This window comes from Rhizobium sp. NLR10b (assembly GCF_019685435.1).
Classification (GTDB): Bacteria; Pseudomonadota; Alphaproteobacteria; order Rhizobiales; family Rhizobiaceae; genus Rhizobium.
This window is the reverse complement of sequence record NZ_JABDWV010000003.1, coordinates 1-26,321: the sequence shown is the minus strand read 5'-3', so window position 1 is coordinate 26,321 and position 26,321 is coordinate 1. Positions and strand designations below refer to the sequence as shown.

General features: G+C 61.6%; 31 protein-coding genes and 1 tRNA gene. 14 read left to right on the top strand and 18 right to left on the bottom strand.

Annotated elements, in window-relative coordinates:
* Positions 1–15: 15 nt before the first annotated feature.
* The 5 genes from pheT to infC form a co-directional block, all read right to left on the bottom strand.
* Entirely contained in the window at positions 16–2,439 is a 2,424-nt protein-coding gene (gene pheT / locus HJB91_RS05010; RefSeq protein WP_221153576.1) for a phenylalanine--tRNA ligase subunit beta, read from the bottom strand.
* Between the two features lie 16 nt (positions 2,440–2,455).
* On the bottom strand, positions 2,456–3,538 hold the full coding sequence (gene pheS, locus HJB91_RS05005; protein WP_210629538.1) for a phenylalanine--tRNA ligase subunit alpha: 1,083 nt from the start codon (positions 3,536–3,538) through the stop codon (positions 2,456–2,458).
* Between the two features lie 147 nt (positions 3,539–3,685).
* Positions 3,686–4,090, bottom strand: a complete 405-nt coding sequence (rplT, locus tag HJB91_RS05000) for a 50S ribosomal protein L20 (protein ID WP_011423647.1) — start codon at positions 4,088–4,090, stop codon at positions 3,686–3,688.
* A gap of 39 nt (positions 4,091–4,129) precedes the next feature.
* Positions 4,130–4,333, bottom strand: coding sequence for a 50S ribosomal protein L35 (rpmI, locus tag HJB91_RS04995; RefSeq protein WP_011423646.1), 204 nt, complete (start codon positions 4,331–4,333; stop codon positions 4,130–4,132).
* Between the two features lie 366 nt (positions 4,334–4,699).
* Positions 4,700–5,236: a translation initiation factor IF-3 gene (infC, locus tag HJB91_RS04990; protein WP_073990355.1), complete on the bottom strand. Its 537-nt coding sequence runs from the start codon at positions 5,234–5,236 to the stop codon at positions 4,700–4,702.
* A gap of 179 nt (positions 5,237–5,415) precedes the next feature.
* Between infC and HJB91_RS04985 the strand changes: the two genes are divergently transcribed.
* Positions 5,416–6,267 (top strand): carboxylesterase, encoded by an 852-nt coding sequence (locus HJB91_RS04985; RefSeq protein ID WP_210629539.1) that lies wholly within the window; start codon positions 5,416–5,418, stop codon positions 6,265–6,267.
* A 137-nt stretch (positions 6,268–6,404) separates the two neighbouring features.
* A complete protein-coding gene (locus HJB91_RS04980) occupies positions 6,405–7,004 on the top strand; it encodes a transglutaminase-like cysteine peptidase (protein WP_210629540.1) in 600 nt (199 codons plus the stop codon).
* Between the two features lie 261 nt (positions 7,005–7,265).
* Here the strand turns inward: HJB91_RS04980 and mbfA are convergent, their stop codons facing one another.
* Positions 7,266–8,249, bottom strand: a complete 984-nt coding sequence (gene mbfA / locus HJB91_RS04975) for an iron exporter MbfA (protein WP_221153575.1) — start codon at positions 8,247–8,249, stop codon at positions 7,266–7,268.
* 171 nt (positions 8,250–8,420) lie between these two features.
* Between mbfA and HJB91_RS04970 the strand changes: the two genes are divergently transcribed.
* Entirely contained in the window at positions 8,421–8,888 is a 468-nt protein-coding gene (locus HJB91_RS04970) for a group III truncated hemoglobin (protein ID WP_221145706.1), read from the top strand.
* On the opposite strand, the gene HJB91_RS04965 is transcribed toward HJB91_RS04970, so the two are convergent.
* The 3 genes from HJB91_RS04965 to HJB91_RS04955 all read right to left on the bottom strand — a co-directional run bounded on the left by HJB91_RS04965 (position 8,889) and on the right by HJB91_RS04955 (position 11,462).
* Positions 8,889–9,782 (bottom strand): DMT family transporter, encoded by an 894-nt coding sequence (locus HJB91_RS04965; protein ID WP_221153574.1) that lies wholly within the window; start codon positions 9,780–9,782, stop codon positions 8,889–8,891. It lies immediately after the preceding gene.
* Positions 9,783–9,875: 93 nt separating this feature from the next.
* Positions 9,876–10,427: a recombination regulator RecX gene (recX, locus tag HJB91_RS04960; RefSeq protein ID WP_221153573.1), complete on the bottom strand. Its 552-nt coding sequence runs from the start codon at positions 10,425–10,427 to the stop codon at positions 9,876–9,878.
* 9 nt (positions 10,428–10,436) lie between these two features.
* Entirely contained in the window at positions 10,437–11,462 is a 1,026-nt protein-coding gene (locus tag HJB91_RS04955) for a histone deacetylase family protein (RefSeq protein WP_221153572.1), read from the bottom strand.
* A gap of 134 nt (positions 11,463–11,596) precedes the next feature.
* On the opposite strand from HJB91_RS04955, the gene HJB91_RS04950 reads away from it, so the two are divergent.
* Positions 11,597–12,208, top strand: coding sequence for an HAD-IA family hydrolase (locus HJB91_RS04950; protein WP_221153571.1), 612 nt, complete (start codon positions 11,597–11,599; stop codon positions 12,206–12,208).
* Between the two features lie 15 nt (positions 12,209–12,223).
* Here HJB91_RS04950 and HJB91_RS04945 read toward each other — a convergent pair whose 3' ends face one another.
* Together HJB91_RS04945 and HJB91_RS04940 are read right to left on the bottom strand one after the other, a co-directional pair.
* A complete protein-coding gene (locus HJB91_RS04945; protein ID WP_210629546.1) occupies positions 12,224–12,742 on the bottom strand; it encodes a GNAT family N-acetyltransferase in 519 nt (172 codons plus the stop codon).
* 24 nt (positions 12,743–12,766) lie between these two features.
* Positions 12,767–13,336: an XRE family transcriptional regulator gene (locus tag HJB91_RS04940; RefSeq protein WP_210629547.1), complete on the bottom strand. Its 570-nt coding sequence runs from the start codon at positions 13,334–13,336 to the stop codon at positions 12,767–12,769.
* Positions 13,337–13,473: 137 nt separating this feature from the next.
* Here HJB91_RS04940 and tenA point away from each other — a divergent pair, with 137 nt between their 5' ends.
* The 4 genes from tenA (at position 13,474) to HJB91_RS04920 (ending at position 16,757) form a co-directional block, all read left to right on the top strand.
* Positions 13,474–14,172 carry a thiaminase II gene (gene tenA, locus HJB91_RS04935; RefSeq protein WP_221153570.1) on the top strand — a complete coding sequence of 233 codons (699 nt, stop codon included), beginning with the start codon at positions 13,474–13,476 and terminating at the stop codon, positions 14,170–14,172.
* A 77-nt stretch (positions 14,173–14,249) separates the two neighbouring features.
* A complete protein-coding gene (gene lepA / locus HJB91_RS04930; RefSeq protein WP_085776615.1) occupies positions 14,250–16,082 on the top strand; it encodes a translation elongation factor 4 in 1,833 nt (610 codons plus the stop codon).
* A gap of 57 nt (positions 16,083–16,139) precedes the next feature.
* Entirely contained in the window at positions 16,140–16,370 is a 231-nt protein-coding gene (locus tag HJB91_RS04925) for a type II toxin-antitoxin system CcdA family antitoxin (RefSeq protein WP_210629549.1), read from the top strand.
* 87 nt (positions 16,371–16,457) lie between these two features.
* Positions 16,458–16,757: a CcdB family protein gene (locus HJB91_RS04920; RefSeq protein WP_210629550.1), complete on the top strand. Its 300-nt coding sequence runs from the start codon at positions 16,458–16,460 to the stop codon at positions 16,755–16,757.
* A gap of 3 nt (positions 16,758–16,760) precedes the next feature.
* Here the strand turns inward: HJB91_RS04920 and HJB91_RS04915 are convergent, their stop codons facing one another.
* From HJB91_RS04915 to HJB91_RS04905, 3 genes are all read right to left on the bottom strand, one after another.
* Positions 16,761–17,213, bottom strand: coding sequence for a GFA family protein (locus HJB91_RS04915; RefSeq protein ID WP_210629551.1), 453 nt, complete (start codon positions 17,211–17,213; stop codon positions 16,761–16,763).
* A gap of 70 nt (positions 17,214–17,283) precedes the next feature.
* Entirely contained in the window at positions 17,284–17,841 is a 558-nt protein-coding gene (locus HJB91_RS04910; RefSeq protein WP_210629552.1) for a sugar O-acetyltransferase, read from the bottom strand.
* 11 nt (positions 17,842–17,852) lie between these two features.
* Positions 17,853–18,590 carry a type 1 glutamine amidotransferase gene (locus HJB91_RS04905; protein ID WP_221153569.1) on the bottom strand — a complete coding sequence of 246 codons (738 nt, stop codon included), beginning with the start codon at positions 18,588–18,590 and terminating at the stop codon, positions 17,853–17,855.
* Between the two features lie 125 nt (positions 18,591–18,715).
* Between HJB91_RS04905 and HJB91_RS04900 the strand changes: the two genes are divergently transcribed.
* Positions 18,716–19,009 (top strand): SelT/SelW/SelH family protein, encoded by a 294-nt coding sequence (locus HJB91_RS04900; RefSeq protein ID WP_210629554.1) that lies wholly within the window; start codon positions 18,716–18,718, stop codon positions 19,007–19,009.
* 10 nt (positions 19,010–19,019) lie between these two features.
* Here HJB91_RS04900 and HJB91_RS04895 read toward each other — a convergent pair whose 3' ends face one another.
* Positions 19,020–19,433 (bottom strand): BA14K family protein, encoded by a 414-nt coding sequence (locus tag HJB91_RS04895; RefSeq protein WP_221153568.1) that lies wholly within the window; start codon positions 19,431–19,433, stop codon positions 19,020–19,022.
* A gap of 169 nt (positions 19,434–19,602) precedes the next feature.
* Between HJB91_RS04895 and HJB91_RS04890 the strand changes: the two genes are divergently transcribed.
* Positions 19,603–19,687 (top strand) — tRNA-Leu (locus HJB91_RS04890).
* Positions 19,688–19,816: 129 nt separating this feature from the next.
* On the opposite strand, the gene HJB91_RS04885 is transcribed toward HJB91_RS04890, so the two are convergent.
* The 3 genes from HJB91_RS04885 to HJB91_RS04875 form a co-directional block, all read right to left on the bottom strand.
* Positions 19,817–20,107, bottom strand: coding sequence for a DUF982 domain-containing protein (locus tag HJB91_RS04885; protein WP_221145690.1), 291 nt, complete (start codon positions 20,105–20,107; stop codon positions 19,817–19,819).
* A gap of 183 nt (positions 20,108–20,290) precedes the next feature.
* Positions 20,291–20,623, bottom strand: coding sequence for a hypothetical protein (locus tag HJB91_RS04880; protein WP_210629557.1), 333 nt, complete (start codon positions 20,621–20,623; stop codon positions 20,291–20,293).
* 61 nt (positions 20,624–20,684) lie between these two features.
* The gene (locus HJB91_RS04875; RefSeq protein ID WP_221153567.1) at positions 20,685–22,322 is read right to left on the bottom strand and encodes a GumC family protein; all 1,638 of its coding nucleotides are present in this window, start codon (positions 22,320–22,322) and stop codon (positions 20,685–20,687) included.
* A 135-nt stretch (positions 22,323–22,457) separates the two neighbouring features.
* Here HJB91_RS04875 and HJB91_RS04870 point away from each other — a divergent pair, with 135 nt between their 5' ends.
* From HJB91_RS04870 to HJB91_RS04855, 4 genes are all read left to right on the top strand, one after another.
* Positions 22,458–23,507 carry a glycoside hydrolase family 5 protein gene (locus HJB91_RS04870; protein ID WP_221153566.1) on the top strand — a complete coding sequence of 350 codons (1,050 nt, stop codon included), beginning with the start codon at positions 22,458–22,460 and terminating at the stop codon, positions 23,505–23,507.
* A 2-nt stretch (positions 23,508–23,509) separates the two neighbouring features.
* Positions 23,510–24,790 carry a hypothetical protein gene (locus HJB91_RS04865; protein ID WP_221153565.1) on the top strand — a complete coding sequence of 427 codons (1,281 nt, stop codon included), beginning with the start codon at positions 23,510–23,512 and terminating at the stop codon, positions 24,788–24,790.
* Positions 24,791–24,844: 54 nt separating this feature from the next.
* Positions 24,845–25,861, top strand: a complete 1,017-nt coding sequence (locus tag HJB91_RS04860; RefSeq protein ID WP_210629561.1) for an acyltransferase — start codon at positions 24,845–24,847, stop codon at positions 25,859–25,861.
* Positions 25,862–26,173: 312 nt separating this feature from the next.
* On the top strand, positions 26,174–26,321 hold a 148-nt coding region (locus tag HJB91_RS04855), incomplete at its 3' end, for an ACT domain-containing protein (RefSeq protein WP_221154066.1).

The following is a 26,321-nucleotide window of genomic DNA, read 5'->3' as shown; positions in this document are numbered from 1 at the left end:
TTCGGAAGATGAAGCTCAACTTCTGAGCACACCGCCGGTGAATTTCGTCACGCTCGCCACGATCTTCTGCGTCAGCGCCTCGAAATCCTCATCCGTCAGCGTGCGCTCGACCGGCTGGATCTGAACCTCGATCGCCACCGACTTCTTGCCCTCGCCGACCGATGCGCCCTCGAAGATGTCGAAGACATTAACGCCGGTGATGAGCTTGCGGTCGGCGCCGGTCGCAGCCTTGACGATCGCGCCTGATTCCACCGTCTTGTCGACGACGAAGGCGAAGTCGCGCTTGACGGCCTGGAACGGCGACAGATCGAGCGCCGGCTTGGTGCGGGTCGCCTTCTTCTTCGGCTCCGCCATAGCATCGAGATAGACTTCGAAGCCGCAGAGAGCGCCGGAGACATCAAGGGCTTCCAGCGTCAACGGATGGAATTCGCCGAAATAGCCGAGCACGATCTTTGGCCCCATCTTGATCGTGCCGGAGCGGCCAGGATGAAACCATTCGGGCCCGCCCTGCTCGATCTGGATGTTGCTCGTCGGCAGGCCGCAGGCTTCGATGACGGCGAGCGCATCGGCCTTGGCGTCGAAGGCGTCGACCGGCTTGCCGCCGCCCTTGGCTGCATTCGACCACATGCGGCCGGCGCCGGCGAGCGAGGCCGTGCCGCGGCGGATGCCGCCGGCGACGCGGCGCTGGCCTTCCGGCCGGTCGTTTTCATAGGTGCCCGAGACCTCGAAGATGGCGACGTCGGCATAACCCTTGTCGGCATTGCGCTGAGCTGCGGTCAGCAGACCCGGCAGCAACGACGGGCGCATGTCCGACATTTCGACAGCGATCGGATTGGCAAGCTTGAGGGCTGGCGAACCGCCGCCGAACAGCTTCGCATGTTCCTCCGCAATGAAGGACCAGGTGACGGCTTCGAGCATGCCGCGCGCGGCCAGCGCCCGCTTGGCCGCACGGGTGCGGATCTGCAGAGTCGTCAGAATCTTTCCGTTGACGGCGGCATGGCTTTCGAGCGGCGCCGGCTTGATATTGTCGACGCCATGGATGCGCATGACCTCCTCGACGAGATCCGCCTTGCCGTCAACATCCGGGCGCCAGGAGGGAACGGCGACGGAGACGCGCTCGCCGGAACCGGAGACCGTGAAGCCGAGACGCGTCAGGATCGTGTTGCTTTCCTCATTCGAGACGTCGAGGCCGGTCAGGCGCTTGACCTCCGAATAGGGGAAATCGACGACCTTCGGTTCGTGGCCGTGATAGCCGACAATCTCGGCCCTGGCGGCGGTGCCGCCGCAGAGTTCCAGCACCAGTTCCGTCGTGCGTTCGAGACCGGGAACCATGTATTCCGGATCGACGCCGCGTTCGAAGCGATAGCGGGCATCGGTGATGATGCCGAGACTGCGGCCGGATTTGGCGATGTTCATCGGATCCCACAGAGCGGATTCGATCAGGACGTCGACGGTGTTGTCGTCGCAGCCGGAACGTTCGCCGCCCATGATGCCGCCGATCGATTCGATGCCTTCTTCATCTGATATGACGACATTGTTCGGGCCGAGCTTGTATTCGCGCTGGTCGAGCGCCAGCACAGTCTCACCTTCCCTTGCCCGGCGGACAGTGAGATTGCCCTTTATCTTGGCGGCATCGAAGACGTGGATCGGGCGGCCCTGATCGAAGGTCATGTAATTGGTGATATCAACGAGCGCATTGATCGGGCGCAGGCCAATGGCGGTGAGCCGCTGCTGCATCCAGCGCGGGCTCGGGCCGTTCGTGACGCCGCGCACGAGACGCAGCGCAAAGCCTGGGCAGAGCCTGGGATCATCGAGATCGAGCGTCAGCTTCACCGGCGTTTCGCCTTCGATAGCGAAGGACGGCGCAGACCGCGTCTTCAGCGTGCCGAGACCGGAGGCGGCGAGATCACGGGCGATGCCGTGGATCGAGGTGCAGTCCGGCCGGTTCGGCGTCAGGTTGATCTCGATGACGGGATCGTCGAGATGGGCATAGGAAGCATAACTCTGGCCGACCGGCGCATCCTCCGGCAGATCGATGATGCCGTCATGATTGTCGGAAATCTCAAGCTCCTTTTCGGAGCACATCATGCCGCGGCTTTCGACGCCGCGGATATTGCCGACGGCCAGCGTCACCTCGATGCCGGGAACATAGGTTCCAGGTGCGGCAAAGGCGCCGACCAGGCCGGCGCGTGCATTCGGGGCACCGCACACGACCTGCACCGGCGCGCCGGATCCGGTATCCACCATCAACACCTTCAGGCGATCGGCCTGGGGATGTTTTTCCGCCGACAGGACCTTGGCGATGACGAAGGGCTTGAACGCCGCCTTGTCATCGACATCCTCGACTTCCAACCCGATCTCGGTGAGGCGGGCGCAGATTTCATCCAGCGTGGCATCCGTTTCGAGATGCTCTTTCAGCCAGGAGAGCGTGAATTTCATCGTCCCAAATCTCCGTTCAAGCGCTCAGACCGCCGAACAGCGTCGGCATGTCGAGCGGGCGGAAGCCGTAATGCGTCATCCAGCGGACGTCGGCATTGAAGAAGTCGCGCAGGTCGGGCATGCCGTATTTCAGCATGGCGATGCGATCGAGGCCCATGCCCCAGGCAAAACCCTGATATTCGTCCGGATCGAGCCCGCCATAGCGCAACACGTTCGGGTGGACCATGCCGCAGCCGAGGATCTCCATCCAGTCGGTGCCTTCGCCGAACTTGACGATCGGACCGGAGCGGTCGCACTGAATATCGACCTCGAAGGAGGGCTCGGTGAAGGGGAAGAAGGACGGGCGGAAACGCATCGTCACGCTGTCGACCTCAAAGAAGGTCTTGCAGAATTCTTCCAGCACCCAGCGCATGTTGGCGACATTGGCCTTCTTGTCGACGACCAGGCCCTCGACCTGATGGAACATCGGCGAATGTGTGGCGTCAGAGTCCTGGCGATAGGTCTTGCCGGGAATGATGATGCGGATCGGCGGTTTTTGCGTCTCCATAGTGCGCACCTGCACCGGCGAGGTATGGGTGCGCAGCACTTTGCGCTCACCATTCTCATCCGGATTGAAGAAGAAAGTGTCATGCATCTCGCGGGCCGGATGGCCTTCGGGGAAGTTCAGCGCCGTGAAATTGTAGTAGTCGGTTTCGATATCGGGACCTTCGGCGATCGAGAAGCCCATGTCGGCGAAGATCGCGGTGATCTCGTCGACGATCTGGCTGATCGGGTGGATGCGGCCGCGCTCGGCGGGCGAGGAGCGCACCGGCAGGCTGATATCGACCGTCTCGGCCTTCAGCCGCGCATTGACAGCCGCAACCTTCAGCACTGACTTGCGTTCGGCAATGGCGTCCGTCACCGCATTCTTCAGGGCGTTGATCGCAGCCCCCCGGGTCTGGCGTTCCTCCGGCGTCATGGCGCCGAGCGTCTTCAGCAGTTCGGAGACGGAGCCCTTCTTGCCAAGCGCGGACACGCGCACGGCTTCAAGCGCGGGCTCATCACCAGCGGCGGAAATTTCGGCAAGCAAGGTAGATTTAAGCTGGTCGATATCTGACATCGTCTTCTTTCCGTCCAGATCAGGCGGCGTTCGAAAGGCAGGCTGGAGAGGCCGGCGCAAGGAATATAAAGAAAGAAAAACCCGCGCCAGCCCAAACCAGCGCGGGTTTCCCAAAATTCAAAAAGCGTCAAGCTTGGGAAGCGCTGGTTACCGAACCGCGCCTTCAAACTCGTTAGCCGTGCCGGTTTCCTTGAGATATTCAAGGGCCTTCTTAGCGGCAGCAACCAGGGCGCCGAATGCTTCCGGCTCGTGGATCGCCATGTCGGACAGAACCTTGCGGTCGACTTCGATGCCAGCCTTGTTCAGGCCGTCGATGAAGCGGCCATAGGTCAGGCCGAATTCACGGACGGCAGCGTTGATGCGCTGGATCCAGAGGGCGCGGAAGTTGCGCTTGTTGACCTTGCGGTCGCGGTAGGCGTACTGCTTGGCGCGATCGACGGCAGCCTTGGCGGTACGGATGGTGTTCTTGCGGCGGCCGTAAAAGCCCTTCGCGGCCTTCAGAACCTTCTTATGCTTGGCGTGGGCTGCGACGCCTCTTTTTACACGTGCCATATCATGATCTCCTTAATCTAACGCGTTACCGGAATAGTCTCAGAGACCGTTCGGCAGATAGTTCTTCACGACCTTGCGGCCATCGGGTTCTGCGAGAACCATCGTGCCGCGTGCATCGCGAATGAACTTGTTCGTGCGCTTGATCATGCCATGGCGCTTGCCAGCGGCAGCCGCCTTGACCTTGCCGGATGCGGTGATCTTGAACCGCTTCTTGGCAGCGGACTTCGTCTTCATCTTGGGCATTTTGCTACTCCTTCTGTCCTCCCTGCGCGCTTCATCAAAAAGCCCTCCTTGCGAAGTCCGGTTCTCCGGTCGTCGCAACAAGGTGCGGGAGCGTTTGTTGTTGATCTGCGGCATCGGCGACGAACCGTTCCGCAAGCATTCGAAACTGCCACGGCATGCCCTGCCGGTCAGTTCGGACGCGCGCTTATAACCGCAGCGTCACGAAAGTGCAACGGGGCCCCGGAGGAATCTTCGGCTACGCATGTCGCCCGGAAGTGTGCGGCGGTTCCGGGATAACGACATGCATAAAACAAAGGCTGAAGACAGGGTAGCCAAACGCACAAAAGCCGCCCTTGCGGACGGCCTTGGGCAAGAAGTGACTGGCGCTTACTTCGGCGCCAGCACCATCATCATCTGACGGCCTTCGAGCTTGGGCTCGGCCTCGACCTTGGCAATCTCGGTCGTATCCGCCTTGACCTGCTGCAGAAGCTTCATGCCGAGTTCCTGGTGGGCCATTTCACGGCCGCGGAATTTCAGCGTCACCTTGACCTTGTCGCCTTCGTCGAAGAAGCGGCCCATCGCCTTCATCTTCACCTCATAATCATGAGTGTCGATGTTCGGGCGCATCTTGATTTCTTTGACTTCGACGATCTTCTGCTTCTTGCGCGCTTCGGCAGCCTTCTTCTGGTTGGCATATTTCAGCTTGCCCAGATCGAGGATCTTGCACACCGGCGGTTCGGCATTCGGGGAAATTTCGACAAGATCGAGGCCGGCTTCTTCCGCCATTCTCAAGGCCTGGTCGGTGGGCACGACGCCCATATTCTGTCCGTCAGCCGCGATCAGCTGAACTTTGGGAATGCGGATTTCACGATTCGAGCGCGGTCCGTCCTTCACGGGCGCATCGGTCTTAAAAGGTCTGCGAATGGTCGTATTCTCCTCGCGTTGTTTCGGAACGTTGCAGCCGCGCACGCTCAATCTTGGGTGCACAAACGTATCTCGTTATCGCTGCAACGGAGTCAATATCATCCTTTAGCGGAAAAATCACCAGCTGTCAGCCTGCCAAGAATCTGTTTTATAGGCCGAAACAACAGGAGGTTTCGCCGATGTCCGATCAGATCAGCAATGCCCAACCGCAGTTCCTGACCGTCGGCGAAGGCGAGGCGGCACGGGAGATCGCCATGCTCCTGCGTCCGGCGCAGGCCGGCAATGCTGCCCCATCGCTGGTTTGGCTATCCGGCTACCGTTCCGACATGAGCGGCACCAAGGCGGCGGAGATCGATGGGCTGGCGGCCGAACTCGGTGCGGCCTGCATCCGCCTCGACTATTCAGGCCATGGGCTTTCCGGCGGCAGCTTTCGCGACGGCACGATCTCGCGCTGGCTGGAGGAAGCGCTTGCCGTCATCCGCCATGTTGCGCCCGAGCGCTTCATTCTCGTCGGTTCCTCGATGGGAGGCTGGATCGCGCTCCGGCTGGCGCAGGAACTCGCCCGACAGGGTGGTCCGAAGCTCGCCGGCATGGTGCTGATCGCGCCGGCGCCCGATTTCACCTCCGAACTGATCGAGCCGAACCTTAAGGCCAAGGAACGCAAGTCGCTGGCGGAGCGCGGCTATTTCGAAGAGCGCTCCCAATACAGCCCGGAACCGAACATCTATACGCAGGCGCTGATCGAGGACGGGCGCAAAAACCGGGTGCTCGACGGCATGATCGAGACGGGCTGCCCGGTCCATATCCTGCAGGGCATGAAAGATCCGGACGTGCCGCATGCGCACGCGATGAAGCTTCTGGAGCACCTTCCCGCCGACGACGTGGTGCTGACCTTCATCCGCGATGGCGACCACCGCCTTTCCCGCCCGGGCGATATCGCCCTTCTCCTCAGCGCCGTCAAAGGCATCATTCGTTCATCAACAAATATGCAGATGCCCATTCGAACAGCACCGCCCGAGAAATTCCCCTAACGCAAGCCGCCAACCCGTTGCATTTTAACCATGTTGGCGCGTTGCAACGCTCTCCCAAGAAGTAACGATTGACTCTTCTCCGCCCTCTCCATTAACAATTTGTTAATAATTAAGGGGCGATCAAGGAAAGAGCGGGCGTGCGGATCAAGGGTGTCTTTGTGGCCATGATGGCCGTGTTTGCGATGGCGACTGCCGCCATCCCAGCTCCAAGCAGAAATGCTTCCATGGTAACAGGCAATGCCACTTCGCAGCCGATCGGCCATTACGATTTCTGTCAGATCCACAGCAGTGAATGCGGCGCGAACCGCAATGCGGGCCCGATCGAGATGACGCCGGCGAAGTGGTCGCTCGTCCGTTCGCTCAACACCACGGTCAACAGCACGATCAAGCCGATGACCGACAAGGAAATCTACGGCAAGGACGAGGTCTGGGCCTATCCGACGACCGCCGGCGACTGCGAAGATTTCGCGCTGCTGAAGCGCCGCATGCTGATCCAGCGCGGCTTTTCGGCCGCCGACCTGCTGATGACCGTCGTGCGCAAGCCTGACGGTGAAGGCCATGCTGTCTTGACGCTGCGCACCGCCGAGGGCGATTTCGTGCTCGATAATCTCGCTGCCGACGTGAAGCCCTGGTTCGCGACGGCCTATACTTTCGTCAAGCGCCAGTCGAGCTACAATGCTGGCCGCTGGGTCACCATCGAGAACGGCCGCGACCTTCTGGTCGGCGCTCTTCGATAGGGATCTCAAGGGGATGCGGGGGAAAAGGCCGGCGAAAGCCGGCCTTTTGCTTTTTGGAGATTGGAGACGCGTCGTCGTTAGCTTTCGCAGTCCTCTTCCTTCGAGGTCCGTGCTGTGCACCTCATTGAGCGTTGATCGTGCGTGCCGCCGGAGATGAGGTGTTGATATGCCGCACCGTCTCCCGGCCCTTCGCTTTGGCTCAGGGCGTTCGTCGCTGCAATCGATTCACTGGATCGATTGCTCGGCTTCGCCGACCGCTCCTCACCCATTCCCGATCAGGATGCCGGCGCCGAGGACCAGGCCGCCGCCGAGCACCACCTGGAAGGCGGCGCGCAGGAAGGGGGTTTCCATGTAGCGGTTCTGGATGAAGGCGATTGCCCAGAGTTCGAAGAAGACGATGATGGCGGCGGTGATCGTCGCCGTCCAGAAATGCGGGATCAGATAGGGCAGCGCGTGGCCGAGGCCGCCGAGCGCCGTCATGATGCCACAGGCAAGGCCACGTTTGATCGGCGAGCCCCGGCCGGAGATCTTGCCGTCGTCATGGGCGGCCTCGGTGAAGCCCATCGAGATGCCGGCGCCGACGGAGGCGGAAAGACCGACGAGGAAGGTCTGCCATGTGTCCTGGGTTGCGAAGGCGGCGGCAAAGATCGGCGCCAGCGTCGAGACAGAGCCGTCCATCAAGCCGGCAAGGCCCGGCTGCACATAGGTCAGCACGAATTGCCGGTGCGCGGTCTCGTCCTCGTCGTGCCTGATATCCTCAGGCGTATGTTTGTCGCCAAGCATGCGGGCGATGTCTTCGTGCCCTTGTTCGGCGAGTGCGAGGTCGCCGAGAAGCTCACGCGTCGAGGCGTCGGTGGTGCGCTTTGCCGCCTCGACATAAAAACGATAGGCCTGCTCCTCCATCGCCTCAGTCTCCTGCCGCATCGCATCGAGTGACAGGTTGGCTCTCAGCCAGTCCGGCTTGCGCTCGTAAAAGCCCTGCACATGCTCGCGCCGGATCAGCGGGATACGCTCGCCGAAACGCTGGCGGTGGATTTCGAACAGCGATTTGCGGTGCGCGTCCTCGACCTCGGCCATATCCTCGAAGACCTTGGCCGAAGCCGGAAACTCAGGGCGCAGCCTATCGGCATAGGCCAGATAGATGCGGGCGTCGTCTTCCTCGGAGGCAATCGCAAGGGCGAGAATCTCCTGCTCGGAGAGGGACTCGAAGGATCGTTTCGGCGATCTGAAAAAACGCGCCAGCATAAATCTCTCCAATAATTTAGAATAATTCTAAATCTAAGCAAGGAAGCGATGGCGGTCAAGTGGCCGGGGCGGACCGGCTGACAGATTGCCGCAATCCGCACGAGCGGCTTTGGTTCGCTGGGGTAAAGGCCTATATGGAGGCTGCCGCATCATGCGGCGCCGGGGTTTATGATGAACAATGACATTCAGGGCCGCCCTGCCCATGTCGCGGCGATCCGCGAAAAGGCGGAGGCCGAGATGCGGGCGATGGGGGTCGACGAGGCCTTTATCGGCAGGCTGGTCGAGACTTTCTACGGGCGCGTGCTGGAGCATCCCGATCTCGGCCCGGTATTCGATGCGCGGCTTTCCGGCCGCTGGCCGGAGCATCTGGAGAAGATGAAGAGCTTCTGGTCGGCCGTCGCCTTCCGCAGCGGCGCCTATGGCGGCAAGCCGGTGCAGGCGCATACCACCGTTCAGAACCTGACGCCCGATCTTTTTCCGAAGTGGCTGTCGCTATTTGCCGCAACACTTGACGATGTCGCCCCTTCGCCGGAAGCCAAGGACTGGTTCATGGCGACCGCAGAGCGGATCGCCAAAAGCCTGACGCTGTCGCTGTTCTACAATCCCGCTCTCGACGACCCGGCGAAAAAGGCAGGCTGATCACTGCCGTGCGGAAAAGGTCGCGCCGGCGCTTGCGGCCACGACCAGGGCAGTTCCGGCCATCTGCAGCAGCGTCATCGGCTGCGCCAGAATGACGAAACCCGCGAGTGCCGCAATGGCCGGCTCGAGGCTCATGAGAATGCCGAAGGACGCTGTCGGCATGCGCCGCAGGGCGATCAGTTCCAGAGTGTAGGGCAGCAGCGGCACAAGGATGGCAAGGCCCGCCATTTCAACCAGGCCGTAAGCATCGAGCTTCGGCACGGCGCCGGCGAAGCCAAAGGGTGTGGCGACAAGAGCGGCGACCATCAGCGACATGGACAGTCCTTCCAGCCCCTTGAAGCTCGCGCCGATCTTTTTTGTCAGGACGATATAGATCGCCCACCCGGTTCCCGCGCCGAGCGCAAAAAGAATGCCCCCGGTATCGCCGACCCAGCCTTTACCGTCATGGGCGAGGGCCAGAACGCCAAGTGCTGCAATGAGCGGCCAGACGAGACGCCGGCTGAGGCCATAGCCGATGGTCGCAACGGACAGCGGACCGAGAAAATCTATCGCTACGGCGAGACCGAGCGGAATGCGCTCGATCGCCGCGAAGAAGCTCATGGTCATCAGCGCTGTCGTCGCGCCGAGAACCAGTGCGCTCGTCCATTGCGCCCTGTTGTAGCTGACGATGCGCGGCCGCACGACAAGGGCGAGAATGATGGCCGCAAAAGCCAGGCGCAGCCAGCTGGCGCCGGCCGGCCCATAGGTTGAGATGGCCGAGGATGAGAGTGCGGCGCCGAATTGGATCGACGACATGGACAGGAGGCACATCAGCCCACCGGTCGCTACCCCGCCAAATGCTGTTGACGCCTCTGCGGTCAGCGTGCCCGCGCCAGCATTTGCTCTTTCTTCCATGCTCGCCCCCGATTGTGCGCTCTTCTTACGAAGACGGCCTGCGAGCGACAAATTCAAACTTCTGATCCGGCCAGCAAAAGGCCTTATGCGATATCAAAGACGGCGGGCCAGGATGACGTCTTCGGCATCCTCCAAACTCATGTCGAACACTTTCCTGCCGATATCGAAGCTGAAGCCGTTACGGGCGAAGGCCGAAAGCTCTTTGGCCTTTCGCTTTTCGTCAAGCTGGACGCGGCGGAAGGGACCGAAGGCGCGTTTGCGGGCAAATATCGCCGCGGCGTAGAGATCGTCAGCCTCCGCAAGGGCGGCCTCGACCTTATCGCCAGCAACACCCTTGGCCGCAAGTTTCCGGGCGATGGCGCGCTTCGATTTGCCGCCGCACAGCTGGGAGCGCGTGCTGATCTCGGCATAGGCGCGATCATCGAGCGCCTTGTTGTCATAAGCGAACCTGACGGCAAAATCGGCAAGGGCCTTGAGTTGCGCCGCGCCGATATCCTCGAACTTCTCCTTCGCCTTACGGGTGATGGCGTCAAACAGCTGTTTTTCCGTCATCATCCGCCGCTCCAGCCTGTAGATGGCGGAATTGCGCGCCCAGCTCAGCATGCGCGGCGTCGGTATATCGGATGGAATGGTGTCGTCGGTCATATCAAGCGATCAGGCTTCCAGGCCCTTGAGGACATTGGCGACGTTGAGGCCGATTTCCGGCACGCCGTAACCGCCCTCCATGCAGATGACGACGGGCAGGCCGGCGGCGGAGATCATCTCCCCCATGCGAATGAAATCTTCCGATTTCAGCTGGAAGAAGGAAATCGGGTCTCGCTCGAAGGTATCGACGCCGAGCGCCACAACGATCGCCTCGGCACCGAAGGCCTTGATGCGGGCGAGCGCATCGGCAAGGGCCGAAGACCAGACCTGCCAGGGCGTGTGGGGCGGCATCGGATAATTGTGGTTGCTACCCGTGCCCTCTCCTTCGCCCTCTTCGTCGGCATGGCCGAGGAAATAGGGAAAGGCAAACATGGGGTCGCCATGCAGCGAAGCGGTGAAGACATCACCTCTGTGATAGAAGAGGTCCTGCGTGCCGTTGCCGTGATGGAAATCGACATCGAGCACGGCGACCTTCTTCGCACCGTGATCGATGAGCCGCTGGGCCGCGACGCCCGCATTGTTGATGAAACAATAGCCGCCGAAGAGATCGATGCCGGCATGATGGCCAGGCGGCCGGCAAAGCGCAAAGGCGAAACGGTTGCCGGCATTCAGCCAATCCGCGCCGGTGATGGCGCAACGCATCGAGGCGATCGCCGCTTCATAGGAGCCCTTGGTGATGGAGGTGTCGGCGGCATTGGCGTAATGGCCGATCGCGCCGACGATATTGTCGGGCACGCGCTGGCTGGTGCGGCGGACCGGGAAGGAATTGGCGATCGCCTCGCCCTCGAAGCCGGCCGCCACCCAGCGATCCCAGACGGTGGCGAGAAAATCGAGATAGGCGGGATCATGCACCTTTCGGGCCGTTTCCAGCCCATGCGCATCCGGCGCTGCGACATCGGCAAAACCCGCTTCCTTGACCGCCGCCAGGATCCACTCGGCCCGAAACGGCGCCTCGAAGGGCGTCACCAGCTGGCCGGCATAGAGCTCGGTCCTGGCATCGCGCAGCTTGTGCTCTTCGGAATAGATGACGCGCATTTCGGATCCGTCCTTGATTGGAATTCGAGATTTACATGGGTCGGCCGCGACGAAAAAGCCGGCGCGGCGCCCTTGATCGCCAAAGTAAATGACTTCACCCTTCGCGAGGTTTTGAGTCCGAAGGAAACTGCCGCATGAAAGTGCTGATGGTCGATGTCGACGGCGTGCTCATCCATGGCCGTCCGACCAACGGGCTGCCCCACTTCACCTATCTCGAGCGCGATCTCGGCCTGCGACCCGATCTGCTGCAGCAGGAGTTTTTCCAGGTTCACTGGGGAGACATCATTATCGGCCGCGAAGCACTGGAGCCAAGGCTCGCCGACGTGCTCGCAAAGATCGCGCCCCATCTCAGCGCCGCGGCGCTGATCGATTACTGGTTCGAAAACGATTCCCGGCTCGACCGCAATCTGCTGGAGGATCTCGCCGCTCTCAGGCGAAGCGGCGTCACTCTCTTCCTGGCGACCAACCAAGAGCACAGGCGGGCGCGTTACCTGATGGAACAGCTGGACCTTGGCGCCCATTTCGACGACATCGTCTATTCGGCAGCACTCGGACACAGCAAGCCTTCGCCCGACTTCTTCCGGATGGCGACCGAACGTGCCGGGGTCCTGGCCGCGGAGATCGCATTCATTGACGATATGGCGGCGAATGTCGAAACGGCGCGGCAGTTCGGTTGGAACGCGGCACAATGGACGGCGGGGGCGACCTTGGCCGGCGCGCTTCCCATATTCGCAAGGTGGGCATGAGCGGCGCGGGCGCAATCAGGCGAGCCGCTTGTAGAACAAGGTGGTGTCGCAGAAGCCGCCTTCCGGCCACAGAGCATAATCGGGGATGACGCCGACGCGCTGCCAGCCCAGGCGCGGATAGATCGCCTCGGCATCGCTGCCGGTTGCCGTATCGAGCACGAGCAGGGTCTTGCCGCGGGCGGCCGCCTCGCGTTCGGCGGCTTCCATCAGCAGCCGGGCAAGGCCGCGCCCGCGGGCGGAACGATGCACCAGGAGCTTCTTCAGATCGCCGCGATGCGGCTGGTTCGGCATCAGCGCGGCGCCCACCTGCACCGTGCCGACGATCCGGCCATCGAGTTCGGCGACAACAAGCAGGCTGCCGCCGCCGGCAACCGAATCGGCAACGTCCAGCCAATAGCGCTCGGCATCTTCAGGTCCATAGGGCTGCATGAAGCCGACGGAGGCGCCGCCCGTGACGCAATCGGCCAGCACTTCCGAGAGGGCCGGAATGGAAGCGCGGGCCTCCTCGGCGGAAAGGATGCGAATGTCAGACATGTACTTCTCCTGAAATGAAGGTCGTCATCGGCCGCCGCGATCGAGCACGACGCAATAGCGCGCCGGCGCATGACCCGGGTTATGAAAGGAATGGCCCTCGCCGACGGGCATGAAAAGGCAATCGCCTGGACGCAGCCGGTAGACCGCCTCACCCGCCGTCATCTCCAACTCGCCGTCGAAGAGCCAGACATGTTGCGTCATGTCATGGGATGCCGCATGCGGTGGGAAGCTGACGCGAGCGCCGGGTGGAAATTCGACTTCGACGATATCGACGGCAGAGCCGGTGCCGGGCGCCGATACCGCGCGCCTGAGATAACCGGTCTCCGGATCACGCCAGACCTGCTGCTCCTGCCGGCGTGCCAGCGGCGAGGCCTGCTGCCCCTCCTCTGCAAAGAAGGCTGACAGCGACAGGCCGAGCGCGGCACAGACCCTTGCCAGCAGCGAGGCGGTCGGGCTCGCCTCCGCCCGCTCGATGCGCGAGATCATCGCGCGGCTGACGCCCGACGCCTCGGCAAGCTCATCCAGCGTCAGGCCCTTTTGCAGCCGCAATGTGCGAATGCGGATACCGATCGCCTGTTCGAGTTCCCGTTCCATCGCCGATCCATTATTCTACTATATGAGAAATACATTATCTCATGATGGAATCAAGCCTCCGTCGATGCTTCATCTCGCTTGCCTTCACCGCCGCGCCGCCGATATATGGCAGCGGCGCTTGCAGAGCGGAGGACCTCATGGACGGCAGCATGCATAACACCGAAATCACGGGAAGCTTCACGGCCGCCGCCTGGGAGCGGATCAAGCCTCTTATGGCCGAGATCGAGCAACTGCCGCTCCTGGAACGGCTTTCGGACGGCACGCTGCCCCCGGAGGTTTTCCGTCACTATATCCTGCAGGACGCAATCTATCTGAAGCATTATGCCCGGTGCCTCGCCATCGTCGCGGCAAAGGCGCCCGACAATGCACAGGTGCTGCGCTTCCTCGGTTCGGCGCAGAAGGCCATCACCGTCGAGCAGGGCCTGCATGCGGGCTTCCTCTCGCAATTCGGCATTTCGAGCGCGGACGTGACGGCCGCCGAGCCCTCGCCTTCCTGCTTCGCCTATACGAATTTCCTTCTGGCGACCGCCTATCACAGCTCCTATGCCGTTGCGCTTTCGGCCATCCTGCCCTGCTTCTGGATCTACATGCATGTCGGCGAAGGCATCAAAGGCAGGCCGGCAATCGATGGCAATGTCTTCCAGGCCTGGATCAACACCTATGGCGATCCGCAATTTGCAGCCGGCGCCCGCGAGGTGATCGCGCTGACCGATATCGCCGCACGCGCCGCATCGGAGACGGAACGTGCCGCGATGATGGACGTTTTCGTGCGCGCCTCGCAATATGAATGGATGTTCTGGGATTCGGCCTGGCGGCTGGAGACCTGGCCGATCTGACACGCTGGCCGCGGACCCGCAAAATAGCGTAAATTCGGGGATAATTACCGCTTTGCGGCAGGGGGCGGCGCTGCTATATGGCGCGCATGAGCACCAATTCGACCACTCCGCTGTCCCATATCCGCAACTTCTCGATCGTGGCCCATATCGACCACGGCAAATCGACGCTGGCCGACCGCCTGATCCAGACGACGGGCGGACTTGCCGAGCGCGAAATGTCCGAGCAGGTGCTCGACAATATGGAGATCGAGCGTGAGCGCGGCATCACCATCAAGGCCCAGACCGTGCGCCTGCACTACCAGGCAAACAACGGCGAGAAATACATTCTCAACCTGATCGACACGCCCGGCCACGTCGACTTTGCCTATGAAGTCTCGCGGTCGCTGTCAGCATGCGAAGGCTCGCTGCTCGTCGTCGACGCCAGCCAAGGCGTCGAAGCGCAGACGCTCGCCAACGTCTACCAGGCGATCGACAACAACCACGAACTCGTCACCGTCCTCAACAAGATCGACCTGCCGGCCGCCGAACCCGACCGCATCAAGGAACAGATCGAGGAAGTGATCGGTATCGACGCTTCCGAGGCCGTGCTGATCTCGGCCAAGACCGGCCTCGGCATTCCCGACGTGCTGGAAGCGATCGTCCATAAGCTGCCGGCGCCGAAGAGCCCGGGCGGCGAGAAGGCGCCGCTGAAGGCGCTGCTCGTCGACAGCTGGTACGACACCTATCTCGGCGTCATGGTTCTCGTGCGCGTCATCGACGGCGTGCTGACCAAGGGCCAGACGATCCGCATGATGGGCACCGATGCGAAATATCAGGTGGAGCGCGTCGGCGTGCTGACGCCGAAGATGGTCAATGTCGACAGCCTCGGCCCCGGCGAGATCGGCTTCATCACCGCCTCGATCAAGGAAGTGGCCGATACGCGTGTCGGCGATACGATTACCGAAGACAAGCGCCCGACCGCGGAAGCCCTGCCGGGCTTCAAGCCGGCGCAGCCGGTCGTCTTCTGCGGCCTTTTTCCGGTCGATGCCGCCGATTTCGAAGACCTGCGCGCCGCCATGGGCAAGCTTCGCCTCAACGACGCCTCCTTCTCCTTCGAGATGGAATCGTCGGCAGCCCTCGGCTTCGGCTTCCGCTGCGGCTTCCTCGGCCTGCTGCATCTCGAAATCATCCAGGAGCGCCTGGAGCGTGAGTTCGACCTCGACCTCATCGCCACCGCGCCTTCCGTAGTCTATCAGCTGACGATGACCGACGGCAGCGAGCGCGAACTGCACAATCCGGCCGATATGCCCGATGTCGTCAAGATTGCCGAAATCCGCGAGCCCTGGATCAAGGCGACGATCATGACGCCGGACGATTATCTCGGCGGCATCCTGAAGCTCTGCCAGGACCGCCGCGGCATCCAGACCGAGCTGACCTATGTCGGCACCCGGGCGATGGTGACCTACGAACTGCCGCTCAACGAGGTGGTCTTCGACTTCTACGACCGGCTGAAATCGATCTCCAAGGGCTACGCATCCTTCGACTATCACCTCGAAGGCTACCGCGCAGGCAACCTCGTGAAGATGTCGATCCTTGTCAATGGCGAGCCGGTCGATGCGCTCTCGATGCTCGTGCATCGCATGGCAGCCGAAAAGCGCGGCCGCGACATGTGCGAGCGGCTGAAGGAGCTGATCCCGAAGCACATGTTCAAGATCCCGATCCAGGCGGCGATCGGCGGCAACGTCATTGCCCGCGAGACCATCTCGGCCCTGCGCAAGGATGTGACGGCCAAGTGCTACGGCGGCGACGCCACCCGCAAGCGCAAGCTGCTCGACAAGCAGAAGGAAGGCAAGAAGCGCATGCGCCAGTTCGGCAAGGTGGAGATTCCGCAGGAAGCCTTCATCGCCGCGCTCAAGATGGGCGATGAATAACGCTTCTCAATGACGTCTTATGCGCATATGATTTGCGCATAAGACGAGGAGATCGTTATGGGTCATCAGGCGAGAAAAGCAGCGAATCTTTCACTTGATGAAGGCCTCGTTTCCCAGGCCCGCGAGCTCAAGATCAACATATCCAGGGCGGCGGAAGAAGGTATCGCGAAAGCGATAAAGGCGGAACGCGAGCGGCTGTGGCGGATCGAGAACGCCGAGGCGATCCGGCTCGAAAACGAATATGTCGAAAAACACGGCCTGCCGCTCGCCAAGTACCGTCAGTTTTAGAGCGGTTCAGTTTTTCATTGAAGCGCAGTCTTGTATTACGCAATTCCTGACGGAAAACCCGCTTCACACTTTTCCTGGAATTGCTCCATGGCACGCTTTCACGTCTATCGCCTGAAAAGTGGGAATGTCCTTGCCGTCGACCTTCAAGCCAATCTGCTTGACGATCTGCCTTCAAGAGTCATGGTTCCTTTGCATCCAGTCCAGGAATTGACTTGGACGATCTCGCGACTGAACCCACGCTTTCTCATTGAGAATGAACCATACGTGATGGCCACCCAGCGCATGGCGTCTGTCCCGACATCGGAAATTGGAGAAGCCGTCACAGATCTATCGGGCAAAAGCGATGCCATCATCGGCGCCATGGACTTTCTCTTCCAAGGCTTCTGAGCCTTATCCCCTGCTCATATACTCCTTCACCAACCCCTCATAGGCGTCCATCTCGGGTAGCGCTTCGTAACTATACACCGCTCCTGTCTCGGCAAACGACAGCTTCTCGCTCGTCCATGTCTCGATGAAGGGCGTGAACCAGCTCGGGTCGTCGAGCATGGTGACGCGCAGATTGACGAACCAGTCCATGCCTTCCGGCCGGGTGAACATCCAGCTCATGCAATGCGGGCAGAAATAATGCTTGGTGGCGCCGTGCAGCCCGCCGATAACAGGCGCGCCCTTGGTAACCTCGAAGCCCTCGCTGGGGATGGCAGCACTCAGCGAGTAGGCGCTCGCCGTCATCTTCTGGCAGCCCGTGCAATGGCAGGCCATGGTGAGCAGCGGCGGAGCGCTGATCTTCAAGCGCACCCGGCCGCAACGGCAGCCGCCTTCCATGGGCAAATTCGGTGATGTCATGATATCTCTCCCCTTCCGTCCCCTGATCTAGCGGAGGCGGCGTCATTGTCGAGAGTCCTAGACGCGTATCTCAAACGCGGTTTATCGGACGCGCGGGATTGCCAACCACCGTCGCGCCCGTCGGCACATCCTTCGTCACCACGGCACCAGCACCGACGATCGAGCCATCGCCAATCGTCACGCCACCGAGAATGATGGCGCCGCCGCCGATCCAGACGTCGCTGCCGATTGCGACCGGCCGGGCGATCTCGATCCCCGCGCCGCGAAGCGCAGGGTCATTGTGATGCTCGGCGCAATAGATCTGCACGCCGGGGCCGAACATGGTGCGATCGCCGATCGTCACGCTGCCGGAATCGAGGATGGTGCAGCCGGCATTGACATAGACGCGCTCGCCGAGAACGATATTGATGCCATAGGAGCAGTGAAACGGCGCTTCGATAAAGATATCGGAGGCGGCCCGTGCAAAAAGCGCGCTGAGGGCGGGGGCAGCGGGGCCGCGCTCGTCCGGCGGCAGCGTATTGTGGGCGTGGACGGCGAGCCGCGCCTGCCGGCGCAGGTGATCGAGCTCATCGTCAAGGCAGCAATACCACTCACCCGCCGCCATCTTCTCGCGTTCGCTTAGTGTCATCGCATTGCCCTTCAAGCCGGGACCTGCGACAGGATCTCGACCTTTTGCTGTTCGATCTGCCCGACCCAGGCACGGGCGATGGCAAGGCCAGCGGCATCGGCGTCACCAGCATGCCGCGCAGTCAGCTCGGCATAGCTTTCCAGCCAGCCGGGCGCGATGCGTTCTATCGTGTCAGGGAATTCCGCCTTCCACTGCTCGACAACCATTCTATCGGCCTCGAAATGAAATTGGGTGCCGTAGACGGCGCGGCCGATGCGGAAGGCCTGATTTTCGGCGACAGCGCTTGTCGCGAGACGAACGGCGCCTGCAGGCAGGGAAAAGGTGTCGGCATGCCACTCGAAGATGGTGAATTCGCCGCCAAGCGCCGAGAGCAGCGGATCGGCCCGGCCTTCATCGGTGACGCCGATACTGTGCCAGCCGAATTCGCGGGCGGTTCCGAGATGGTTGTCGGCGCCATAGGCGCGCGCAAGAATCTGGCTGCCGAGGCAGATGCCGAGCACGGCCTTGCCGGCATCGCCGAAACGGCGCGCGAGCCGGGCGAGCTCCGGCAGATAGGGATGCGTCTCGTCATCCAGCGCGCTTTGCTCGCCGCCGAGAACGACGAGCGCGTCATGACCGGATATGTCTTTCGGCAGGATGCCATCCCGCCAGACCCGGAACCACTCGATCTCAGCACCCGCCTCGTCGAGCGCCGTGGCAAGCGCGCCGAGGCCGGTGTTGCGCATATTTTCGACGACTGCGACTCGCATAGGTTCTCCCCGGTGGTCGGCAGGAAGAGACCATGCCGAAGAACGGCGCGCAAGATGCTTGCGCATGTGCGATTGCGTCCGCACGCCGCAAGGGCTTAAATCACGCCAAACGAAAGGAAAACGCCATGACCGAAAAAGCCCGCGTCTCGATCCTCTACTGCACCCAGTGCAACTGGCTGCTGCGCGCCGCCTGGATGGCGCAGGAGCTGTTGAGCACCTTTTCCGACAGTCTCGGCGAGGTGGCGCTGATCCCGGGCACCGGCGGCAATTTCGAAATCCGCATCAATGGGGATCTCCTCTGGGAGCGTAAGCGCGACGGCGGCTTTCCCGGGCCGAAGGAGCTCAAGCAACGCGTCCGCGACATCATCGAGCCCGGCCGCGATCTCGGCCATGTCGACCGCGTGTCGCACGAAAGCTGATCAAGCTCGCTCAGCGATAGGGCGAGCGGCAGACCCTGTAGACGCCTTCATAGGTGAGGAAGTGATCCGTCCGCGGATTATAAGAACGGTATTCATTGGTGCACCAGGCGATGTGCTTATTCACCTGCTTCGGCTGCACACGGGGCACCGGCGGCGGATCATAGGTGAGCTGCGGCCGCCCCGCCGCGCCCGGCAGGTAATAGGTCGGCCCCGCGCCCCTCGGACGGTAATTTGGCTGAACATACGCGGGGCGATGCCATTGCTGCGGCCCGAAGCCGAAGCAGCCACGAAAATCGCAGAGCGTCGATCCCGTGTTGACCGAGCCGAGGCCAGGCCTACCCACATTCAGCGAATCGGCGGCTGCCGTTGCGGGCGACAGAACGGCCAAGAGGCTGGCGAGCAGAAGCGTGCGAGGAGCGGGCATGACGCATTTCCTTTCGATATTCTCTTTATATAGGGCGCGCCGGCGACAGCGCTATGCCGGCCCGGCCCGCACTCCTCCCGATGCGAGACGCAGTTTTTTGCCAACTGTCAGGAAAACTTCAAAAACCCAGTTGACAGTCATGAGCCGCCCCCTTACATCGCTCTCCGTCGCCCAGATGGCGGAATTGGTAGACGCGCAGGTTTCAGGTACCTGTGCCGCGAGGCGTGGAGGTTCGAGTCCTCTTCTGGGCACCATTTCCTTTTGATCGTTGCCAAGATCAAATATCAAATCTTTCCAAAATTACGCGTTTGGCTCTGTTGACAGAGGCCATCCACGTGCTTGTCTGGATACCGGTTCGAGGAGCGGTGCAGGTTGAAGCCCTGTCACGCCGCCATATGGGGGGTCGTCTTCCCGCTATCCGATATGACCGACAAAGCCGTAATGCCGGCTTCCCTGGCGGCGCGAAGAAGCAATTCCCTCAATTCCTCCAAGCCGGCCTCCCCGGCGATGGCATCGTCGCAAGCCTTTACGGCCGCGACATATTCCTCTCCATCGTCGAACGGCCAATCTATTATCAGAACTTCGGCTGCGTCTCGGAGCGTCTTGACGACCCTTCGCCGGCCGCCAAGAAAGAGGACAAGAGGCGCAAAATTCGCCGATGCGTTCCATTGCATGACACTTTCTCCCCAAAGGTTAGAATATTAGTAATGATGCAAGAAGCGTGCCGGGGAGCGGAGGCACGTTCGTTGCCCGATCGAGCAGCGGTTCGTGAATGATCTCGGCAAGAGATGAAATCTTTCGGGGCTCGGGGACAAACCGGCCGAGTTGCATGTCTTCTCCGAGAAAGGCGATTGGCCTTACCGCACCGGCTGGTAATGGCCGCGGAGCGGAACCTTTCCGCCCATGGTGACGAAGCCGTCGCGCTCGCAGACATACATCAGCGTCGGCATGCCGCCAGAGCGGAAGATATCGTCATAACGGCGGCGAAGCTGGACGGTCTCGGTGCGGCAATTATAGGATTCCTCTTCCTTCTTGTCCGGCTGCGCCTTGACGCCGGGAAGGCCCTTGTAGGGGTAGAGGGGTTGAACAGCCGAATCCACGGATTTCGTCCAATCGACAGCGAGGGCTGACGCCGGGGCGAGGCTGGACAGGACGCCAAGCGATATCAGAAGCATCATCAACAGCCGCATGGGAATTCTCCTGCCGGCGACAAAGCGCTTCTGCTCCATGTAGGAAAACCGACGGCGCGCATCAAGCCGCCGCGGCGGGCGATTTCCTGAAATAACCTCTGATGACGGGGTGGCCGAAGAGACCGGCGAGAATGGCAAAGGCGGCGCCGATGAAGAAGCCGGCAAGGAGGCCGCCGACGATGCCGGCGACGAGCAGGATCTTCTTGCCCGGGCCATCGGCCTTGACCGGCGGCTCAGCCGGCGAGATGACGCGGATGTTGCTCTGGCTGAGGTTCTGCTCCTCGCTCGTCTGGCTGGAGCGCTTGAGCACCGTTTCGTAGATATCGCGCGCCGCCGTCGCCTTGCGCTGCAACTCGTTCAGTTCCACCTGCTTGTCGGAGACGGTTGCCTGCAGCGCCTTCTGAACGGCAAGCTCCTTGGCAATGCTGTCCTCAGCGGCCTTGGCCTGCTCATATTCGCCCTTTGCCGAGGTGGCGAGGCGCTGCAATTCGCCCCTGATTTCGCCTGCTATGCTCTGCAGCGAGGAGCGCGCCGCCTGCAGGCGCGGATGACGCGTGCCCATCTGGCTTTCGAGGCTGCCGACGGCGGCGGCCTGGGCAGCATATTGCTGACGCAGGCTGACGAGCGGCGAGGTGACGCCGCCCTCCGCCTGGTTGCCGGCAACGATGTCTTCGACGCGCAGATTGGCGACGGCATCGGCGCGGGCCTTCGCCTGGATGGTCTTTTCCTGCGCCGTCACCAAGAGCGTGTTCAGCGAGACGAGGCGCTGGTCGGAGATCAGGTTGCCTTCGGTCGCGGCCATGTCGTTGTCGGCCCGGAAGGTTTCGACCGCCTGCTCGGCCTCCAGCACCTTCTGGCGCAGGTCGGCAAGGCGTCCGTCCAGCGTCGAGGAGGTGTTTTCGTAGAGGCCGTTCGAGGCGCTGTTTTCCTCCTCGGTAAAGGAGGTGACCACCTGGTTGGCAAGCCGTGCCGATTTCTCGGGATCGTTGGTCGTCGCGGCGAGCGAAACGACATAGGTGCCGGTCTGGCGGGTGATGACAACCGCCTTCTGCAGGGCGCCGATCACGGCCGCGCCATCCGTCCTGCCGCCGTTGAATTCCGGATCCTGGTCGAGCTTCATCGCCTCGACGACGCGGCGCAGCACGTTGCCCGAGGTCAGAATCTGCACCTGGCTGTCGATCAGCGCCGAGATCATTTCCGGCGATGGGCCCGAAGATTGCGCGCCGGCCTCGGCCAGGCCGATCTGACGCGGATCGAAATAAAGGCTGCTGACGGCTGTGAATTTCTGGCCGATCAGCGGCGCCACCGCGCCACCCCCAACGGCTCCGACAAGGGCCAGCACAAATACCACCAGCCGGCGGCTCCAGATCGCCGCGATGCTGGAGCGGAGATCGAGAAGCGGGGCGGCTGTGCTCTGCAGCGGCACATTGGCCGCAGGCCTCTCTGGGGCCGCAGGCGGTTCTATGGCCGCAGGCGGTTCGACTGCAGCGGGCGGCGGCTGCTCGGATCGACGGATTTCTGCAACCCGTGCCGAGGGCGGCACGAAAGGCGGAGGGGCTGGCTCGGGCTCGGGACGGGCGAAATCATCCGGACGAACGACGGGACTGCGCGGGCGCACGCCTTCCGACGCAGTCGGAGACGGCTCGTAACTCCGCCAGCCGGGCAGCCGGCTTACCCTGTTCCTGTCATACTGGCTCATACGCGCACTCGTGTCCCGCCCAGCGTGAAAGACTGAAGCCGAGGTGCCGAGACTTTAGAAATTCTTAGCTAACGGACCGTTAAGATAGGCGCAGCGACGTCGATGTTGCGAGTTGCCGTGATTGCGAGGATAGCCATGAGGACGACACGCCATCTGGTGGCGCTGCTGCTTGCGGCCGCCCTCATGCCGTCGCCGGTCTTTGCGGCCGGCGCGCCGTGTTATCGCGGCATCAATCTTTCCGGCGGCGAATATAGCGAGCGCGGCGCCATCTACGGCACGAACTACATCTATCCGAGCGAGCAGACGATCCGCTATTTCGCCAAGAAGGGCATGACGATCATTCGGCTGCCCTTCCGCTGGGAGCGGCTGCAGCCGGCGCTAGGCGGGCGGCTGGACGAGGACGAATTCAAGCGGATCAAGGATACGGTCGGCCTGATCCGAAAGCAGGGCATGGCCGTTCTGCTCGACCCGCATAATTTCGGCTATTACGATAAGGCGCAGATCGGCAACCCGCCGGCGACGGACGCCGCATTCGCCGACTTCTGGGCAAGGCTCGCGGTCGAATTCGCCAATCAGGACGGCGTTCTCTTCGGCCTGATGAACGAGCCGCACGACATCAAGGCCACCGACTGGCTCGATGCCGCCAACGCGGCGATCCGCGCCATCCGCGCCGTCGGCGCTCGCAACCTTATCCTCGTGCCAGGCACCGCCTGGAGCGGCGCTCACAGCTGGGAGGAGGATGTGATCGGCGGCGCCAACGCTACGGTGATGCTCGGCGTGCGCGATCCGCTCGATTTCTACGCTTACGAGGTCCACCAATATCTCGACGTCGATTCGTCGGGAACCCATGCCACCTGCGAAGGCGCCGCCACCGCGGTCGAGGCCATCGCCGGCGTCACCGCCTGGCTGAAGCGGAACCATAAACGCGGCTTTCTCGGCGAATTCGGCGGCTCCGCCGATAAGGACTGCATGAGCGGCCTGACCAAGATCTACGCGACCATGTCCGACAATAGCGATGTCTGGCTCGGCTGGTCCTATTGGGCGGCGGGCGAATGGTGGCCGGCGGACGAACCTCTCAACGTTCAGCCGGGCAAGGGCCCCGAGCGACCGCAGATGCGGCTTCTCGCCGCGTCGGCGAAAGCGGACGCCGGCGCCTGCACCGCCGTCAAGCCTGCGGGGAACTGACCGTGGCGACAGTCGATCAGAAGGCAGCGACTTTCACCGTGGCGGGCAACCGCGTCGAGGCGGCCGGGGGGACGTCGCGCATCGACCATCCAGTGCTCTGGCTCGGCCTGCTTTCGATGCTCTATAACGGCATTCTCGCCTTCATCAACCACAACATCATGCCGCTGTCGATGACGCATGTCGCCGCCAGCGAAGGCCTGATTCTGGCAAGCGCAATCATCTACATCCTTCATAAGGGGATCTACGAGACGGATCTGCCGGCCTTCCTGTTCCTGCTGTTCACGCTTGTCGTGACCATCTATGTCAGCGTGCTCAATCGCATGCCGTTCGTCGATCATTTCCGCAACGTGCTGATCATCTTCTGCTTTACCGGCCTCGGCGGCTGGAGCAACGAGAGAACGATGAAGCTGGCCTTCCGCTGGGCAAGCCTTACGGTGCTAATCTTCCTGATCTTCGAGATCGTCAGCGTGCCCTTCTATGTCAGCATCGTGCATCCGTCCGATTATTTCGCCAATACGCGCGGGCTGCTGCCGCTGAGCTACAACACGACAGGCCTGTTCCAGAACGCGCTGGGCTTTCCCGAGCGATTTTCCTTCGGCATCATCGACCATCGCTCGTCGTCGATCTTCCTCGAACAGGTGTCGCTTGCCAATTTTTGCGGCGTGATCGCGATCTACCTGATTTCCATGTGGGAAAGACTGGGGCGCTGGGACCGGCTGCTCTTCATCAGCACGGCGGTGCTGATCCTGGTGACGAACGACACGCGCACAATGCTGATCTTCTGTTTTGCCTGCATCGTCGGCTATTTCGTCTTTCCGAAGATCCCGCGGAATCTCAATCTGGCGCTGATGCCGCTGATCGTCGCCGCGGGCTTCATCGTCTATACCCTCAAACCGAATGCGACGGGTGACAATTTCACCGGCCGCATCAACCTGACGATGAAGAAGATCATGGAGCTCGATCCGCTCGCCGTTCTCGGGCTTTCGGTCGACAGGGTCGCCGAGTTCGCCGACAGCGGCTACGTCTATCTGATCTACGCGGCGACGATCTTCGGCGTCGTCGCCCTCTGGCTGTTCGTCTGCCTGTTCCCTGCCGGCCGTACGGCGGCGCAGCGGCGTTGCGCCCATTCACTTTCTCTTTTCATTTTTCTGAATATGATGATCGGGGGCACCGCCGTTTTCTCGATGAAGATTGCCGGCCTCTTGTGGTTCGTCGTCGGATATATGCGCTTCCACGACAGCCCGCGCATCCGGCAGGGTCGTGCGGCAGATGTACTGAGTTGACCGCAGCGGCACGGTGGAAACCGGCGTCCGCGAGCTCGAGGAGCAAGACATCAGATGCTTGTCCAGCTTCAATATCTGCGCGCGGTTGCGGCGCTGATGGTCGTTTATTTCCATGCAATATTGCAGCTGGCCAAGGTCAATCCCGCCGTCGACGCCACGGCTTTTCTTTATGGCGAAACCGGCGTCGACATCTTCTTCGTGCTCAGCGGCTTCGTGATGTGGCTGACGACGAGCGGGCGGGCGATCCGCCCCATCGATTTCGCCCGCCGCCGCATCAGGAGGATCGTCCCGCTCTACTGGCTGGCAACCTTGTTTTCGGCTGTCGTGGCGCTTGCTGCCCCCTCACTGCTCAAATCCACGGTGTTCGACCTTCCGCATCTCATTGCCTCGCTGCTGTTCCTGCCATGGGCCAATGCCGCCGATCCCGGCACGATCACCCCCGTTGTCGTGCCGGGCTGGACGCTGAATTACGAAATGTTCTTCTATTTCGTGTTTGCACTGCTGCTGCCGCTCTCGGAAACCCGCCGGATTCCGGTGATGTTTGCCGTCTTTGCCGTCATCCTGATTGCCTGCCGGCTGCTTCCGGAATCAACGGCCACCCGGTTCTACGGCGAGCCGATCATGCTGGAATTTCTTGCCGGCGTCGTGCTCGGCTGGCTTTACCGGCAGAAGGTGCTTCTGCCGAACCGCTGGGCATGGGCGGCACTGGCCACGGGTTTTGTGTTCCTCGTCGTCAACGAAGCGCTGATGCCGCCGGAGAGCCGGTTCTACGCCTGGGGCATCCCGGCGATCTTCATCCTCTACGGCGCTGTTTCCATCGACTTTTCCCGTCTGCCGGTTCTGGGATGGCTGAACTATCTCGGCGACTGCTCCTACAGCATCTATATCACCCACGCCTTCACCCTCGCTTTCCTGAGGGTGGCTTCGGACCGCCTGCCGATCGGCATCCTGCAGCAACCGGTGCTCTTCGTGATCCTGGCGCTGGTGCTTTCGTCAATCGGCGGCGCAATCGTCCATGAAATCACCACGCCGCGCCGGAAGGTGGCCGTGGCAGGCAGGCCGCCGGCCTAGATGTGAACCTTCGGATTCAATTTCCGCCCTTCACATGCTTGGTTTCCCGCCTCTCGATGTCGCATATTGCTCATCAGCTTTCAGCGACATGCTTTAATTTCATCCACTGAAGGCGAGAATACACATCCGGACGGCGCTGGCGGTGCGGCGTTGAGCGACTTCTCCTAAGCCGATACGGCCATGAGAGAACTTGCTGGAACGTGATGGTTTATCTTGCAATTTGTCGCATGAATGAAAGTGCGCCGGCCTATTCGCGGCACGGGCTTTGATCTAAGCACGGGCTGCGGCCTCCAAGAGGGAAGAGGGAGAGACATGAGAAGCTATGTATTGACGGTATCCTGCAAATCGACGCGCGGCATCGTTGCGGCGATTTCGAGCTATCTGGCCGACAAAGGCTGCAACATCATCGACTCCAGCCAGTTCGACGATCTCGATACCGGCAGGTTCTTCATGCGCGTCA